Raw genomic sequence first — 14250 nt, 5'->3', positions numbered from 1 at the left:
ACGGCGTGAATCAACGTATTTTCGACACCAAGACCCGCACGCTGCGAGACTTCGAGCCGGTGAATCCTAGCCACGTTTCGATTTATCTGTGTGGCGCCACTCCGCAGGCGAAGCCGCATATTGGCCACCTGCGTTCGGGTGTTGCGTTTGATATTGTTCGTCGCTGGTTTGCGGCGAAGGGCAACGACGTCGCGTTTGTGCGCAACGTTACGGATATTGACGACAAGATTCTCGCCAAGGCAGACGAGCGCAATCGCCCCTGGTGGGAGTGGGTGTCCACGTACGAGCGTGAGTTCACGCGCGCGTACGACACGCTTGGTGTGTTGCCGCCGTCGGTGGAGCCGCGGGCGACTGGGCATGTGACGCAGATGGTCGATTACATGCAGCGCCTGATTGATAACGGCTACGCCTATGCAGCGGACGGTTCGGTGTACTTCGACGTCGACGCTTGGGTGAAGGCGGGCGGCGATTACGGCTCGATTTCCGGCAACAAGGTTGAGGAGATGGAGCAGGGGGAGACGTCGAACGCGGGCAAGCGTGGCGCACGTGATTTCGCGTTGTGGAAGGCGGCGAAGCCGGGTGAGCCGAGTTGGCCGACCCCGTGGGGCGATGGGCGTCCGGGGTGGCACTTGGAGTGCTCGGCGATGTCCACGTGGTACCTGGGTGGCACGTTTGACATCCACGGTGGTGGCCTTGACCTGCAGTTCCCGCACCACGAGAACGAGCAGGCGCAGTCGCATGCGGCGGGCGATGATTTCGCGCAGTACTGGATGCACAACCACTGGGTGACCATGGCTGGCGAGAAGATGTCGAAGAGCCTGGGCAATGTGCTGTCCATCGACAACATGCTGGAGGAGGTGCGCCCGGTGGAGTTGCGTTACTACCTCGGGTCGGCGCATTACCGCAGCGTGTTGGAGTATTCGCCGGAGGCGCTCAAGGAAGCTGCGGCCGGCTTTAGGCGCATTGAGGAGTTTGTGAAGCGCGCTGGTATGCCGGAGCCGTCGACGTGGACTGAGGCATTTGAGCAGGCGCTTAACGACGACTTCGCCGTCCCGAAAGCCCTCGCAGAAATCCACAACCTTGTGCGCGAGGGCAATAAGGCAGCCGATCCGGCCCCGATCGCGGCGCAGGTGCGTGCGATGGCGGCGGTGTTGGGTGTTGATCCGGGGGCGTGGCCGTCGTCGTCAAGCAATGGCAATAGCAAGGCATTAGACGTGCTGGTGGAAGCTGAACTGGAACGCCGTGCGACCGCGCGTGCGGAGAAGGATTGGGCCACGGCGGACGAGGTGCGCGACCGGTTGGCGCGTGCGGGAATTGAAGTGACCGACACGGCCGAGGGGCCGCAGTGGCAGGTAAAGGAGTAGACGATGGCGAAACCGTATCAGCGTCGTGACGTACAGAAGAAGAACAAGAAGGGCCCAACGAAGGGCTCTGGCGGGCAGCGTCGCCGTGGCCTGAAGGGCAAAGGTGCGACGCCGAAGGCTGAGGATCGCGTCTACCACGCGGCGCATAAGCGCAAGTTGGAGCAGAAGCGCCGCGCGCAGGGCCGGCACGATCGTGAGGTGGCGGATCTGGTGGTGGGCCGCAACCCGGTCATTGAGTGTCTGAAGGCGAAGGTGCCGTCGGAGGCGTTGTTCGTCGCGCAGGGCACCGGCCACGATGATCGTCTGAGCGAGGCCGTTGCGCTGGCGAACAGCAAGAACATTCCGGTGCAGGAAGTGCCGCGTCAGCAGTTGGATGCGATGACCGGTAACGGCCTACACCAGGGCATTGGGTTGAAGATCCAGCCGTACAAGTACGCGGACCTGGATGACCTGCTGGAGTCGGTGGATGGCCCCGGCATGTTTGTGGTGCTGGACAACATTACGGATCCGCGCAATCTTGGTGCGGTGATTCGTTCGACTGCGGCGTTCGGTGGTAACGGCGTGATCATCCCGGAACGGCGTTCGGCGCAGGTCACGGGTGTGGCGTGGCGGACGTCGGCGGGTACGGCGGCGCAGTTGCCGGTGGCGCGCGTGACCAACGTGACTCGCACGGTGAAGAAGTTCCAGGACAACGGCTACACGGTCGTCGGCCTGGATGCGGGCGGCGAGCACACCCTGGACACGTTTGACCAGGCCACGGGCCCGGTAGTGATCGTGGTTGGCTCCGAGGGGAAGGGTATTTCCCGCCTGGTGCGCGAGAACTGCGACGTGATCATGTCGGTGCCGATGACGGATTGGGTGGAGTCCCTCAACGCGTCGGTGGCGGCGGGCGTGGTGCTTAGCGAGTTCGCTCGTCAAAGAAGAATCGCTGAATAACCTCACCGCCGGTGATCTCGTCGGTGCCGGGCCCAAGCCGCGCGTCGAGCGTTTTGGCTACCGGCACCATGTGGCCGAAGCCGTCGATGGTGATGAGGCGGACGGGGGCGGGGCCGTGCCAGTCGTCGATACGCAGGGCACCGCTTGTCGACGACCCCCGCCACTCACACGAGTTGAGTTCCGCAAAGAACTGCGCAGAGTTGATTGCGGAACGGGTCTGGCCACGGTTGTTGCCGCCGATCCCGGCTTCGCCGCCGTTGTAGGGGACGAGCGGGTCGGCGGTGCCTTGGACGGAAACGAGCGGGGTGGGCTGATAATCGGAAGTGCCAACACACGTGTTGGATTCGACGGGCATGGAGGCGCCGAAGGTGGCGGCGCCGTCGAGGAGGCCGGGGGCGTCGAAAAGGAGGCGCATGACCATTTGGCCGCCGTTGGAAAAGCCGATGCCGATCACGCGACGCGGGGCGTGGTGTGCGATGACCTTCCGTAGGAATCCGACGTCGTCGATGTTCAGGCGGCGTGCGGACTCGTTGAAACCGGTGCGCAGGTCGTTGAAGTGGTGCTCCACACCGTCCGGGTAGGCCACGGTCGCGCCGAGGGTTTCAAAGGTTCGGTCGGTGAAGTTGCGCATCACGTTGCCGGATTGGCGCGAGCCGTGCAGCACCAGCAGGAGCGTGTCGGGGTCGCCTTCGACGGCGGTCCAGGTGCGAGTGCGGCCTTGGTGCTCTAGCGAGAGGCGTTCCATGCTTCCCTTTCGTCGGCGAGTTCCGCCAAGAGCTCAGCCATGGCGTCAACACCTGCGACGCGACGCGACGCCAGCGAGGGTTTGTCGCCGACCTTTACCGCCAGGTCGGTGGGGCCGAGGGCGGCGATGGCGGTTTCGTCGGTGTCGTCGTCACCCGCGAACACGGTGGCCGCGAAGTCGCGCTTGTATTCGGCGAGCCAGGTGCCCTTCGTGATATCCACGGCCGAAAACTCCACCACATTGTGTCCCAGTGTGATCTTTCGGGCGGGCAGGGCAGCGGCGGCGTCGAGCATGTCCTGGGCCGCTTGCTTATCCGCGACCGGCGCCACGTGCAACACCCTTTGATACGGCTTCACCTCCACATATGCGGGGGGAATCGCAATGTCGCGCAGTTGGCGTTCGATGTCGTCGAGGTGGGCGCGGGAGTCGTCGTCAAGCGTGGGCCCGGGCTCGGCACCGTGGGAGCCGACGAGGGTGACATTGAGGCCGGAAGGGAGGACCTGGCGCAGACCGTCGAGGTGTCGTCCGGACAGGATGGCTACCTCGGTGCCGGGGAGCGCAGCAAGGCGACGGATCGCGTCCTCGGCCGCCGGATGCATTGTGACCGCGTAGGGGTCGGGGTTGAGTTCAGCAAGCGTGCCGTCGAAGTCGAGGCATACCAACAACGTTTCGGCCTGAGCAATCACCATGTGCGCAGTTTAACGGCCGGGGCATCCACGGCGTCACTGAGCAGGGTGAGTACAAGGTCGGTATCGGTTGGGCGGGTGACGGTGAACTCGGTGTCGTCGTGAAGCAGGGGCGCCAACTGGTCGTGCATGTGGCGGGCCCAACCGGCGCAGTCGCCCGGGTCGCCGACCGTCACGTCGTGGAGGCGCACAGTGTCGTCGCCTTCAAACTCGCCGGACACTTCAGCGCAGCCGGTGGTGCCGGAAAACGACGAACCCGAAAAGGTGACGGATGCGCCGCCGGTATTGCGCGCGACGGGCGCCTCTGGGGCGGTGTACACGCCAACGACGTGCCACTGCTGCGGGCTGGAACACGCCGCGAGCAGCATCACCGGGGCGAGCAGCAGCGCGCGCTTCACAACGCCTCCAAGAAGTCCTGCGCCCAGCGGGTCACGTCGTGTTCCATGACCCAGTCGTGCATCGCCCGCATGCGTGCCGGGTCAGGGTCGGTGGCGGCCATAATCGCGGCTTTGACGGACCCGAGGTCGAACGGGTTGCACAGGTACGCCTGGTTGAGTTCGACTGCAGCGCCTGCGAACTCGGAAAGCACAAGCGCGCCGTCGCCCTTCGGGTGTGCGGCGACGTACTCCTTGGCCACGAGGTTCATGCCGTCCTTGAACGGCGTAACCAGCATGATGTCGGCCGCCGCATAAAAGGTGCCCAGCTTGTTTTTGGGCACGCCGCGGTGGATGTAGTGCACGACCGGGCGGCCGACCTGGCCGAAGCGGCCGTTGATACGCCCGATCGCCTGCTCAACTTCCGTACGGGTCTTGCGGTAGTGCTCGATGCGTTCACGCGACGGCGTAGCCAACTGCACCACGGCAATATCGTCGAGTTCGCCTTCCTCCAGCAGTTCCTCGACCGCCAGCAGTCGCTGCAGGATGCCCTTGGTGTAATCCATCCGATCCACGCCCAGCAGCACGTGCTTCGGGTTGCCGAGCGAATTGCGCAGTGTGCGTATCGACGACTCCGTCGCCGCCTGCACCTCATCCGCATCAATAGAAATGGGGAAGGTGCCAGTACGAATATCGGTGGTGAGCAGGCGGAAGTTCTCTTCGTCGGTGGTGCGCTGAAAACCGATCAGGTCGCAGCCGGACAGGCCGGAGAGGATCTCGTCGCGCCACGGCAACTGCTGGAACAGCGCCGGAGCCGGGAACGGGATGTGCAGGAAGAAGCCGATGGTTAAGTCGGGGCGTAGTTCGCGCAGCATCCCCGGTACGAGCTGAAGCTGGTAGTCCTGCACCCACACCGTGGCGTTTTTGCCAGCGGCTTTGGCGGTCGCCCGCGCAAACTTTTCGTTGACGGCGACGTAGCGCTCCCACCACTCCTGCCTGTACTCGGGGGTGACGATGAGGTCGTGGTACAGCGGCCACAACGTGGAGTTGGAAAAGCCCTCGTAGAAGCCCTCGAAGTCGTCCTGATCCAAGCACACGGGGACCAGCGAGATGCCGTTGAACTCAAACGGTTCGAGTTCTGCGCTGGTATCGCCAGGCCATCCCACCCAGCAGCCCCCACGGGAGCGCAGTACCGGTGCGAGGGCTGCGACTAAACCGCCAGGGGAGACCTCGTAATGGTCGCCCACCTTGTCTACAGGCAGGCGGTTGGCCACGACGAGGAACTCGTTGCTACCCATTAGGCCTTCTTGGCGGTCTTCTTCGTCGACTTTTTAGCAGTCTTCTTGGCAGCCTTCTTCACTGCCTTCTTGGTGGACTTTTTCTTCGTCGCCTTCTTCTTGGTGGCCTTCTTCTTGGACGCCTTCTTCTTCGTGGCCTTCTTCTTGGTGGCCTTCTTCGGCGCTTCCTCTTCCGCTGCTTGCTCCAGGTCCTCGACGTAGCGCTTGTACACGAAGCCCTGCGGGGTGACACCCAGCATGGACATGAGCGTTACGCCGTCCAGGAAGTCCTCAGCGTAAGTGGCCACGATCCGACGGGCGCCCGACGCAGTTTGCTCCTCAACGGCATGCGTTTGTTCGGCGGTGGGGCGCGAATCGGTGATCTTAGGTGGCACTTGGGGGTTCCTCCTTGCAAGAACGACAGCTAAAGCCCCATCATTCTACGCCACCTGCTTAACGACGGCGCCGTACCCGACGAATCTGCTGGAAAGTCAGCCGGCCAGCGCGCCTAAACGCCTCGTACGGCACGTAGAGCTGTGGGGCACGGATGCGGCGGGCCAGCCACTCGCCGAACACCACACCGCCGGCTAGGGCGAGGCAGGTGCCGATCGCGGTCAGCAGGTTCATCATGCCGAGCAGGAGCTGCTCGTTCATCAGCGCGTACATGCCGCGGTAGATCCACGAACCGGGCAGGAACGGGGTCACGCCGGCGACAGCAGTGATCACCGGGTTGATCAAGAAGCGGCGGGAAATGAGACCGCCGGCCAAACCGACGGCGACCGCACACGCCGCGATAGCCAACAGTCGGCCAGCGCCGAGCGGGGTGAGCACGATGTAGAAGATGAACGAACCTGTCGCTGCGGTGACGAAGGACAGCAGCACAGCGGCTCGTTCCGCAAAGCAACACACCGCGAACGAGGCTGCCGCCATCGCACCACCGAAGGTGGTCAGCCACACGTTGTTGTACGCCGCATCAGCTGGGAGCACCTCGACTGGTGGCAGTGGCATCCCGACCAGCTCGGAAATCTGCACGCCAGCGGCGACGCCTGCGACGATGCCGCCGGTGCCCAACATGGCTTGGAAGAAGCGGGCGGAGGCGTTGACCATGGACCCGGTGACGCCGTCGAGAAGCGATTGCACCAGCGTCAAACCTGCAAGCAGGACGATGATGCCTGTTGCGATCAGCTGACTGGGGTTGATCGTGTGCCCGATCGAGGCGGAAAAGTCATAGGCGATTGCAGCGGGCAGCGTGGCGACGAACCCACCAATCACATTGTGAAAAAACCCGGGCAACCCGCCACGGGAGAGCAACTTGGAAAAGCCCATGATGAGAAACGCGGTCAGGCCGCCGAAGAACATGAGCAGCAAATCGCCGCCGAGCAGCATGGCGACGAAGAAACCCATCACAGCCCAACCGGCCAAGTTGCGGGTGTTGCGGTAAGGGATGGGGGCGTTGTCGATCTCGTCGAGAATCTTCTCCGCCATCTCGGGAGGCGTCGCACCTGAGCGGATCGAGCGGATCAGGCGGTCCACTTCCTGCAGTTTGTGGTAGTTCTCGCTGATCATGGTGACCACGCGGAACACGGTGACCGGGGTGCGATGGTCCACGCCGATGATGGTGTTCAACGTAATCGTGTTCACCGTGATGGACACGTGCACATAGTGCAGGCCGTACGACGAACACACGGTGTGGATCTGCTTGATCGCGTCCGCAGATGTTGTTGCGTTTGCGATGAGGATCTCGCCGATGCGGGCGGCGATGTTCATCACCGCGGCGACCTCGGTCGGGTCGGTCAGGTTGATCGGGGCGAGGACGGATGGGGGAGGAGAGGTGCGGGCAGCGTCGATCGTCGCTAAGCGTTGGCGCGAACCTCTGAGCTTTCCCCACAATCTCTTTTCCACACAGGCCACACTATCGGCTTGGCGGTTTTCGCGCGACCACGGGCTATGTGTAAGATCTAGCGCGTTGCTGGAGTGGCGCAATCGGTAGCGCAACGCACTTGTAATGCGTAGGTTGCGAGTTCAAGTCTCGTCTCCAGCTCGTGGGTCCCCTCGTCGATACGTATCGGCGAGGGGGCACTTTCTTTGGCGAACAAAGATCGACTTGCTCAACCTTGGGCAGCAAGTACACAGGCGACGTACAGCGTTGTGTTGTTTAATCGTGGCAAGTGCATGATTGCCGCAAAAATTAAGGAGAACACAAACCATGGCTGACTCGCAGAACCTCAAGGTGCTGGTTGTTGATGACGAGCCGAACATCGTCGAACTGTTGACGGTGTCTCTGAAGTTCCAGGGTTTTGATGTGGAGACCGCCAACTCTGGTGCGGAAGCCCTCGAGCTGGCGCGCACCTCCCGCCCGGATGCGTACATCCTGGACGTGATGATGCCGGAGATGGACGGCTTTGAGCTGCTCAGCAAGCTACGAGCTGAAGGACTTGACAGTCCGGTGCTGTTCCTGACAGCAAAGGATGCCGTGGAGGACCGTATCCACGGCCTGACCATTGGCGCGGATGATTACGTGACCAAGCCGTTCTCGCTCGAAGAGGTGATCACGCGCCTGCGTGTGATCCTGCGGCGCGGCAACGTGGTGGACGATTCGAACCAGGATTCCACTCTGCGTTATGCGGACTTGACGCTTAACGACGACACCCACGAGGTCACCAAAGCCGGCGAGATCGTCGAGCTCTCCCCGACGGAGTTCAACCTGCTGCGCTACCTCATGCTCAACGCTGAGGTGGTCGTGTCCAAGGCGAAGATCCTGGACAACGTGTGGCACTACGACTTCGGCGGCGACGGCAACGTGGTCGAGTCCTACATTTCCTACCTGCGCCGCAAAGTAGACACGGGCGATGTGCCGCTGATCCACACGGTCCGTGGTGTCGGTTACGTGCTGCGCACCCCACGCCAGTAGGCCTTTCGCAACGTTATGGCGTATTCCTTATTTACGGGGCCGACAAAGAAGCCACTGAAGCGGCAACTTGTCACCACCGTGATGGTCATCTCCGTGATCGGTACGACACTGAGTTCCGTGCTGATCTACTTCCTCATGCGCAACCTGCTGCTGGATCGTGCAGACGACCAGCTGCGGGAAGGCTTGGATACGTGGGCGCACCAGGGGCCGGTGTGGCAGTTCAACCCTTGGAACCTGCCGAGTGAGTTCACCCAATCCAGGCTGTACCCGGACCGGGGCGTGATGGTGTCGCGCCCGGGGGAGGTCAACTCGCCAGATTGGAGCCAGATCAAAACGACTGACTTCGGACAGTTGGTCACGATCACTTCTGATCTCAGCGACCCAAATACGACGACTGTGAAGCGCTGGCGTGCCATTGCCACGGAGCAGTCCGACGGTTCCGTGCAGTATGTGGCGAAGTCGCTGGAGTCGGAGTACCGGATGTTGCGCTCCCTGGCACAGATTGAGGCGCTGGTTGGGGCTCTGGTGCTCGTCGGCATTGGCATTGCAAGTAACTACTTCGTGGCACGTGCGTTGGCTCCGTTAAAGATTGTGGAAAACACCGCTCTGGCGATCGCCGGAGGCGATACCGACAGGCGAGTGCCCGCTTGGCCACGTGAGACAGAAGTGGGCAGTCTGTCGTTTGCCATGAACACCATGGTGAGCCGCTTGCAAGAATCGCTGGAAAATGCGAAAACGCAGGAAGAGCAGATGCGCCGCTTCGTTGGCGATGCTTCACACGAACTGCGTACACCGCTCACCAGCGTGCGCGGATACACCGAGCTGTACCGCAAGGGCATGGTGGATGACCCGCAAATGGTGCTGAGCAAGATCGATGAAGAGTCCGCGCGTATGCAGCTGCTCGTCGAGGACCTGCTGGCGCTAACCCGTGCGGAGGGTTCCCGCCTGGAGAAGCAGGAGGTGGATGTGCTCGAGCTTGCGCTTTCGGTGAAGGACTCGATGCACGCCGCCTACCCAGAGCGGGTGGTGGACGTGGTCAAGGACACCCCAGACGTCCCTGTCGTGGTGGGGGATCCCGGCCGGCTGCGCCAGGTAGTGGTCAACTTGGTCACTAACGCCTTTAAGCACGCGGGTCCGGATGCAGAGGTGACCATCACGATCCGTCACAACCTGGACCGTGTGGTCCTCGACATTGCGGATAATGGCTGCGGCATGGAACAGAAGGACGCCGAGCATATTTTCGAGCGCTTCTACCGCGCGGATGCGTCGCGCAACCGCAGCTCGGGCGGAGGCTCGGGTCTGGGGCTGGCGATTACCAAGTCGCTGATCGAGGCCCACGGCGGCACCGTGGTTGTCGATACGGCGCCGGGCGAGGGCTCGACGTTTACTATTTCGCTTCCAGCTGCTTAATGCCTTCGCGGATGGTGTCGGCGGCGGCGTCCATCTTGGCGGCGTCGGTTTCGTCGGCACGCATTGCGCTGGCCAGCGAGTAGCCGGACATGTCGTTGGCGGGGAAGACGTGGATGTGGGCGTGGGGGACCTCGAATCCTGCGATGAGGTAGCCCGCGCGCTGCGCATCAAACTTATCGACGACAACCCGTCCGACCTTCTGCGCCACCTCATTCATGTGCGCCCACAGGTCCGCCGGGATGTCGGTCCACTTGTCAATCTCTTCGATGGGAACGACCAGCGTGTGGCCGTACGCGACCGGTTCGATGGTGAGGAATGCGGCGACCTTGTCGTCCTGGTACACAATTCGGCCCGGGATGTCGCCTGCAATAATTTTGCTGAATACAGTGCTCATAGTCTCCGACGCTACCGGTAAGTTGGATCGCATGCGCATCCTTGTCATCGGTTCGGGCGGCCGGGAACACGCCCTTCTCCATGCAATGCACGGCAATGAGCTCACTGTCGCGCCGGGTAACGCGGGTATGTCCCGCCTGGCCACGGTGCGTCCGCTCGACGTGTCGTCCCCAGTAGATATTGTGTCGCTCGCCCGCGAGATCGACGCGGAACTCGTCGTCATTGGTCCCGAGGTGCCGTTGGTTGCGGGTGCAGCCGACGCGTTGATCGACGCCGGCTTCCCCGTCTTCGGACCAACGAAGGCGGCCGCGCAGCTTGAGGGCTCGAAGGCGTTTGCCAAGGAAGTCATGGCGGCAGCTGGTGTGAAGACGGCGACGGCGACCCGCGCGGAATCCGCCGACACCATCGAGGCAGCGCTTGACGAGTACGGCCCGCGCTACGTGGTCAAAGACGACGGCCTTGCTGGAGGCAAGGGCGTTGTGGTCACCGAGGACCGTGCCGAGGCCAAAGCGCACGCAGAGGCTGTCATTGAGGCTGGAAACCCAGTGCTGTTCGAGTCCTTCCTTGAAGGCCCGGAGGTGTCGCTGTTCTGCCTCGTCGACGGCGAAACGGTCGTGCCGCTGCTGCCGGCGCAGGACCACAAGCGCGCCTACGACAACGACGAAGGCCCGAACACCGGTGGCATGGGTGCGTACGCGCCGCTGCCGTGGTTGCCGGAGTACGGAGTGCAGGTGCTTGTCGACGACATCGCCCGCCCCGTGGCCACCGAAATGGTCAACCGTGGCATTCCGTACCAGGGCCTGCTCTACATCGGTGCCGCGTGGGGGCCGGAAGGCCCGGCGGTGGTGGAGTTCAACGCCCGCTTCGGTGACCCGGAAACCCAGGCCGTGCTGTCGTTGTTGGAGACCCCGCTGGCGGAGGTGCTGCTGGCTGTCGCACAAGGTCGCTTGAGTGAGATCGAGCCGCTGCAGTGGCGTGACGGGTTCGCTGCCATGGTCGTGCTGGCTGCCGAGGGCTACCCGCAGGCCGCAAAGACCGGTGGTGTGATCACCGGCGACGCACTCGATGACCCGACGAAGGTCCTCCACGCAGGCACCAAGGAAGCGGACGGCAATTATGTGGCGTCTGGTGGCCGTGTGCTTGGCGTCGTCGGCAATGGCGCAACGCTCAAGGAGGCCGTGGACAACGCGTACCGCATCATTGAGGGCATCGAACTGCCCGGGTCCTTCTACCGCAAAGACATCGCTCGCCCCGCCATCGAAGGCGCTATTTCCCTAGGATAAATGCCGTGAAACCGAATAATTCCAATGTTTTGAGCAACCGTTACGCCTCCCCGGAGATGGCCACCCTGTGGGCTCCGGAGCACAAGATCATCCTTGAGCGCCAACTGTGGATCGCAGTGCTCAAGGCCCAAAAGGAACTCGGTGTCGAGGTCGCCGAGGGCGCTATCGAGGACTACGAGAAGGTCATCGACAAGGTCGACCTGGACTCGATCGCGCAGCGCGAGAAGGTCACTCGCCACGACGTGAAGGCACGCATTGAGGAGTTCAATGCGCTGGCGGGCCACGAGGAGATCCACAAGGGGATGACCTCGCGCGACCTGACCGAAAATGTGGAGCAGCTCCAGGTGCGCAAGGCGCTGGAACTGACCCGCGACAAGGCAGTCGCGCTGCTCAAGGCGGTGGGCAACCGCGCTGGCGAGTACAAGTCCCTGGTCATGGCTGGACGCTCCCACAATGTTGCGGCGCAGGCCACCACGCTGGGCAAGCGTTTCGCCTCTGCTGCCGATGAGATCCTGGTGGCCATCGAACGCATTGAGGAACTGTTGGATCGGCTCCCACTTCGCGGCATCAAGGGCCCGATGGGTACCGCGCAGGACATGCTGGATCTCATGGGTGGCGACGAGGCCAAGCTGGCGCAGCTCGAGCAGGGCATCGCAGAAGGTCTCGGCTTCGACCGCGTCTTTGACTCGGTGGGTCAGGTGTACCCGCGCTCGCTCGACTTCGACGTGGTGTCCTCGCTGGTGCAGTTGGGTGCAGGCCCGTCGTCGCTGGCCACCACGATCCGCCTCATGGCTGGCAACGAGACGGTCACGGAGGGCTTCAAGGAAGGCCAGGTTGGTTCCTCGGCGATGCCGCACAAGATGAACGCACGCTCCTGTGAGCGCGTCGGCGGCTTCCAGGTCATCCTGCGTGGCTACCTCACCATGGTTGGCGACCTTGCTGGCCAGCAGTGGAACGAGGGCGACGTGTTCTGCTCCGTGGTGCGTCGCGTGGCGCTGCCGGATGCGTTCTTCGCCATTGACGGCCAGCTGGAAACCATGCTGACCGTGCTCGACGAGTTCGGCGCGTTCCCGGCCATGATCAACCGCGAGCTGGACCGCTACCTGCCGTTCCTTGCCACCACCCGCATCCTCATGGCGTCGGTGCGCGCCGGCGTCGGCCGTGAGACCGCACACGAGGTGATCAAGGAAAACGCCGTCGCTATGGCGCTGGACATGCGCGAGCGCGGCGCAGAGCAGAACCTTGTGGAGCGTTTGGCTAACGACGAGCGCCTTCCGTTGGACAAGGCAGCACTGGACAAGGCGCTCGAGGACCGCCACGCGTTCATCGGCGCTGCCGAGGCGCAGGTGGATCGTGTGCTTGCACGCGTGCAAGAGGTTGTGGATGCGCACCCGGAGGCTGCGAACTACACCCCGGGCGAGATCCTCTAGGGGGAAGTAAAGGTCACAGTGGCGTCGCGGGTGCTGACCTCGACGCCGGTGCCTACTACACCCCGGTCTGCGGTGCCGGACCAGGAGGCGACGAAGCCGTGCTGGGGCCCGGTGAGGTCCGGGGTGTAGCCGGTGAGGGTGCTTTCGCCGCAGTATTCGGGGTTGGCGGTGTTGGCGGTGAGGGTGTCGTCGATAGGCGTGAGCTTCGGCAGCGTGACGGTGACGTCCACGGGGAACTCACCCACCGCAACCGGGGTGAACGTGACGGGGAAACACACGAGCATGTTTGCCTGCTCGGCGCTGCGTGGGGCGCGCCGCGTTTTGGGGGCATCGACGGTGATGTCCCACTGCACGGGGACGTGGAAGCTCACATCCTCGGTGACCACGCGGGCGGTGTCGCCGAACGACAATGTGGTGCCGTCGCGGGTTGGTTCAAACGCTGGCATGTTGCCGGCGAACTCCGAAGGGGTGCCGCACGCAGTCAAAACGAGGGGGAGGAGGACTGCAGTCGCGCGTTTGATCACGGGGAATATACTAACGCGCATGCGTCCAGAGCTTTCTGATTATGCCCATCTCGCCGGCGGCAAGGTCCGCGAAATTTACGAAGTCGATGACAACACGCTGCTGATGGTGGCATCCGACCGTATTTCGGCGTTCGATTTCTCGCTCGAGCCGGCCATTCCGGACAAGGGGCGTATCCTCACCGCAACGTCGATGTTCTTCTTCGACCTGCTCGGCGATGTCCCCAACCATCTTGCGGGGCCGATTGACGACGAGCGCATTCCCGAAGAGGTCCTCGGCCGCGCCATGGTGGTCAAGAAGCTCGACATGGTGCCGTTCGAATGCGTTGCCCGCGGTTACCTCACCGGCTCTGGCAAGAAGGAATACGACGCCACTGGCCGCGTCTGTGGTGTGAAACTGCCGGAGGGCCTAACTGAGGCATCGAAGTTGCCTGAGCCGATTTTCACCCCGGCGACCAAGGCGGAGCAGGGGGACCACGACGAGAACGTCACCTTCGAGTTCGTGGCCAACAAGGTTGGTTCTGGTCTGGCTGAGCGCCTGCGTGCAGCAACGCTGGATGTCTACACCCGTGCCGCCGAGTACGCGGAGACCAAGGGCATCATCCTCGCGGACACCAAGTTTGAGTTCGGTTTGGACGAAAACGGTGAGCTCGTGCTTGCCGACGAAGTCCTCACCCCGGATTCTTCCCGCTACTGGCCGGCGGACAGCTACGAAGAGGGTGCGACCCAGCCGAGCTTTGACAAGCAGTACGTGCGCAACTGGCTGACAAGCTCGAAGTCCGGTTGGGACCCAGCCGATGGTGTGCAGCCGCCTGAACTGCCCGGATCCGTGGTGGAGGCCACCCGCGACCGTTACATCGAGGCGTACGAGCGTCTGAGTGGCCGACGCTTCTCTGAATGGCCGGGGGAGCACGCGTAGG

At 62.9% G+C, this 14250-nt stretch carries 15 protein-coding genes and 1 tRNA gene; 8 read left to right on the top strand and 8 right to left on the bottom strand.

Annotated elements, in window-relative coordinates; all coding sequences use genetic code 11:
• Nucleotides 1-5: 5 nt before the first annotated feature.
• Together cysS and rlmB are read left to right on the top strand one after the other, a co-directional pair.
• Complete coding sequence (gene cysS / locus HMPREF2656_RS06140) at nucleotides 6-1364, top strand: cysteine--tRNA ligase (RefSeq protein WP_083319466.1); 1359 nt, start codon at nucleotides 6-8, stop codon at nucleotides 1362-1364.
• Between the two features lie 3 nt (nucleotides 1365-1367).
• Nucleotides 1368-2300 (top strand): 23S rRNA (guanosine(2251)-2'-O)-methyltransferase RlmB, encoded by a 933-nt coding sequence (gene rlmB, locus HMPREF2656_RS06135; RefSeq protein WP_070422501.1) that lies wholly within the window; start codon nucleotides 1368-1370, stop codon nucleotides 2298-2300.
• Here the strand turns inward: rlmB and HMPREF2656_RS06130 are convergent.
• The 6 genes from HMPREF2656_RS06130 to HMPREF2656_RS06105 are packed head-to-tail and all read right to left on the bottom strand — an operon-like array spanning nucleotide 2263 to nucleotide 7284.
• Nucleotides 2263-3045: a CE1 family esterase gene (locus HMPREF2656_RS06130; RefSeq protein ID WP_070816125.1), complete on the bottom strand. Its 783-nt coding sequence runs from the start codon at nucleotides 3043-3045 to the stop codon at nucleotides 2263-2265. The genes rlmB and HMPREF2656_RS06130 overlap by 38 nt on opposite strands.
• Nucleotides 3027-3734, bottom strand: a complete 708-nt coding sequence (locus HMPREF2656_RS06125) for a trehalose-phosphatase (RefSeq protein WP_070816124.1) — start codon at nucleotides 3732-3734, stop codon at nucleotides 3027-3029. The genes HMPREF2656_RS06130 and HMPREF2656_RS06125 overlap by 19 nt, the downstream gene beginning before the upstream one ends.
• Nucleotides 3728-4129 carry a YajG family lipoprotein gene (locus HMPREF2656_RS06120; RefSeq protein WP_070816123.1) on the bottom strand — a complete coding sequence of 134 codons (402 nt, stop codon included), beginning with the start codon at nucleotides 4127-4129 and terminating at the stop codon, nucleotides 3728-3730. Before HMPREF2656_RS06120 ends, HMPREF2656_RS06125 begins: the two co-directional genes overlap by 7 nt.
• The gene (locus tag HMPREF2656_RS06115; protein ID WP_070816122.1) at nucleotides 4126-5403 is read right to left on the bottom strand and encodes an alpha,alpha-trehalose-phosphate synthase (UDP-forming); all 1278 of its coding nucleotides are present in this window, start codon (nucleotides 5401-5403) and stop codon (nucleotides 4126-4128) included. The genes HMPREF2656_RS06120 and HMPREF2656_RS06115 overlap by 4 nt, the downstream gene beginning before the upstream one ends.
• Nucleotides 5403-5777, bottom strand: a complete 375-nt coding sequence (locus HMPREF2656_RS06110; protein ID WP_070422506.1) for a hypothetical protein — start codon at nucleotides 5775-5777, stop codon at nucleotides 5403-5405. Before HMPREF2656_RS06110 ends, HMPREF2656_RS06115 begins: the two co-directional genes overlap by 1 nt.
• A gap of 58 nt (nucleotides 5778-5835) precedes the next feature.
• Complete coding sequence (locus tag HMPREF2656_RS06105) at nucleotides 5836-7284, bottom strand: threonine/serine exporter ThrE (RefSeq protein ID WP_246825127.1); 1449 nt, start codon at nucleotides 7282-7284, stop codon at nucleotides 5836-5838.
• A 66-nt stretch (nucleotides 7285-7350) separates the two neighbouring features.
• Between HMPREF2656_RS06105 and HMPREF2656_RS06100 the strand changes: the two genes are divergently transcribed.
• From HMPREF2656_RS06100 to HMPREF2656_RS06090, 3 genes are all read left to right on the top strand, one after another.
• A tRNA-Thr gene (locus HMPREF2656_RS06100) sits at nucleotides 7351-7423 on the top strand.
• Nucleotides 7424-7588: 165 nt separating this feature from the next.
• Nucleotides 7589-8293, top strand: a complete 705-nt coding sequence (locus HMPREF2656_RS06095; RefSeq protein ID WP_070422508.1) for a response regulator transcription factor — start codon at nucleotides 7589-7591, stop codon at nucleotides 8291-8293.
• Nucleotides 8294-8308: 15 nt separating this feature from the next.
• Nucleotides 8309-9703, top strand: coding sequence for a sensor histidine kinase (locus tag HMPREF2656_RS06090; protein ID WP_070422509.1), 1395 nt, complete (start codon nucleotides 8309-8311; stop codon nucleotides 9701-9703).
• Here HMPREF2656_RS06090 and HMPREF2656_RS06085 read toward each other — a convergent pair.
• A complete protein-coding gene (locus HMPREF2656_RS06085) occupies nucleotides 9681-10097 on the bottom strand; it encodes an HIT family protein (protein WP_070614427.1) in 417 nt (138 codons plus the stop codon). The genes HMPREF2656_RS06090 and HMPREF2656_RS06085 overlap by 23 nt on opposite strands.
• A 31-nt stretch (nucleotides 10098-10128) precedes the next feature.
• Between HMPREF2656_RS06085 and purD the strand changes: the two genes are divergently transcribed.
• Nucleotides 10129-11379: a phosphoribosylamine--glycine ligase gene (gene purD, locus HMPREF2656_RS06080; RefSeq protein WP_070816120.1), complete on the top strand. Its 1251-nt coding sequence runs from the start codon at nucleotides 10129-10131 to the stop codon at nucleotides 11377-11379.
• 5 nt (nucleotides 11380-11384) lie between these two features.
• Nucleotides 11385-12809, top strand: a complete 1425-nt coding sequence (gene purB / locus HMPREF2656_RS06075; RefSeq protein WP_224213538.1) for an adenylosuccinate lyase — start codon at nucleotides 11385-11387, stop codon at nucleotides 12807-12809.
• On the opposite strand, the gene HMPREF2656_RS06070 is transcribed toward purB, so the two are convergent.
• A complete protein-coding gene (locus tag HMPREF2656_RS06070; protein ID WP_070816119.1) occupies nucleotides 12806-13333 on the bottom strand; it encodes a hypothetical protein in 528 nt (175 codons plus the stop codon). The genes purB and HMPREF2656_RS06070 overlap by 4 nt on opposite strands.
• Before the next feature lie 19 nt (nucleotides 13334-13352).
• Here HMPREF2656_RS06070 and HMPREF2656_RS06065 point away from each other — a divergent pair, with 19 nt between their 5' ends.
• Nucleotides 13353-14249 (top strand): phosphoribosylaminoimidazolesuccinocarboxamide synthase, encoded by an 897-nt coding sequence (locus HMPREF2656_RS06065; protein WP_070816118.1) that lies wholly within the window; start codon nucleotides 13353-13355, stop codon nucleotides 14247-14249.
• Nucleotide 14250: the final 1 nt, after the last annotated feature.

The organism is Corynebacterium sp. HMSC034B08 (genome assembly GCF_001835805.1).
Lineage (GTDB): Bacteria > Actinomycetota > Actinomycetes > Mycobacteriales > Mycobacteriaceae > Corynebacterium > Corynebacterium coyleae.
The sequence above is the reverse complement of the archived record's forward strand: the minus strand, read 5'-3'. Positions and strand labels throughout refer to the sequence as shown.

Bases quoted from the DNA above. Each gene is read 5' to 3' on its own strand.
- rlmB (WP_070422501.1), top strand. From the start codon at position 1,368: ATGGCGAAACCGTATCAGCGTCGTGACGTACAGAAGAAGAACAAGAAG.
- HMPREF2656_RS06130 (WP_070816125.1), bottom strand. From the start codon at position 3,045: ATGGAACGCCTCTCGCTAGAGCACCAAGGCCGCACTCGCACCTGGACC.
- HMPREF2656_RS06125 (WP_070816124.1), bottom strand. From the start codon at position 3,734: ATGGTGATTGCTCAGGCCGAAACGTTGTTGGTATGCCTCGACTTCGAC.
- HMPREF2656_RS06115 (WP_070816122.1), bottom strand. From the start codon at position 5,403: ATGGGTAGCAACGAGTTCCTCGTCGTGGCCAACCGCCTGCCTGTAGAC.
- HMPREF2656_RS06095 (WP_070422508.1), top strand. From the start codon at position 7,589: ATGGCTGACTCGCAGAACCTCAAGGTGCTGGTTGTTGATGACGAGCCG.
- HMPREF2656_RS06090 (WP_070422509.1), top strand. From the start codon at position 8,309: ATGGCGTATTCCTTATTTACGGGGCCGACAAAGAAGCCACTGAAGCGG.
- HMPREF2656_RS06085 (WP_070614427.1), bottom strand. From the start codon at position 10,097: ATGAGCACTGTATTCAGCAAAATTATTGCAGGCGACATCCCGGGCCGA.
- purD (WP_070816120.1), top strand. From the start codon at position 10,129: ATGCGCATCCTTGTCATCGGTTCGGGCGGCCGGGAACACGCCCTTCTC.
- HMPREF2656_RS06065 (WP_070816118.1), top strand. From the start codon at position 13,353: ATGCGTCCAGAGCTTTCTGATTATGCCCATCTCGCCGGCGGCAAGGTC.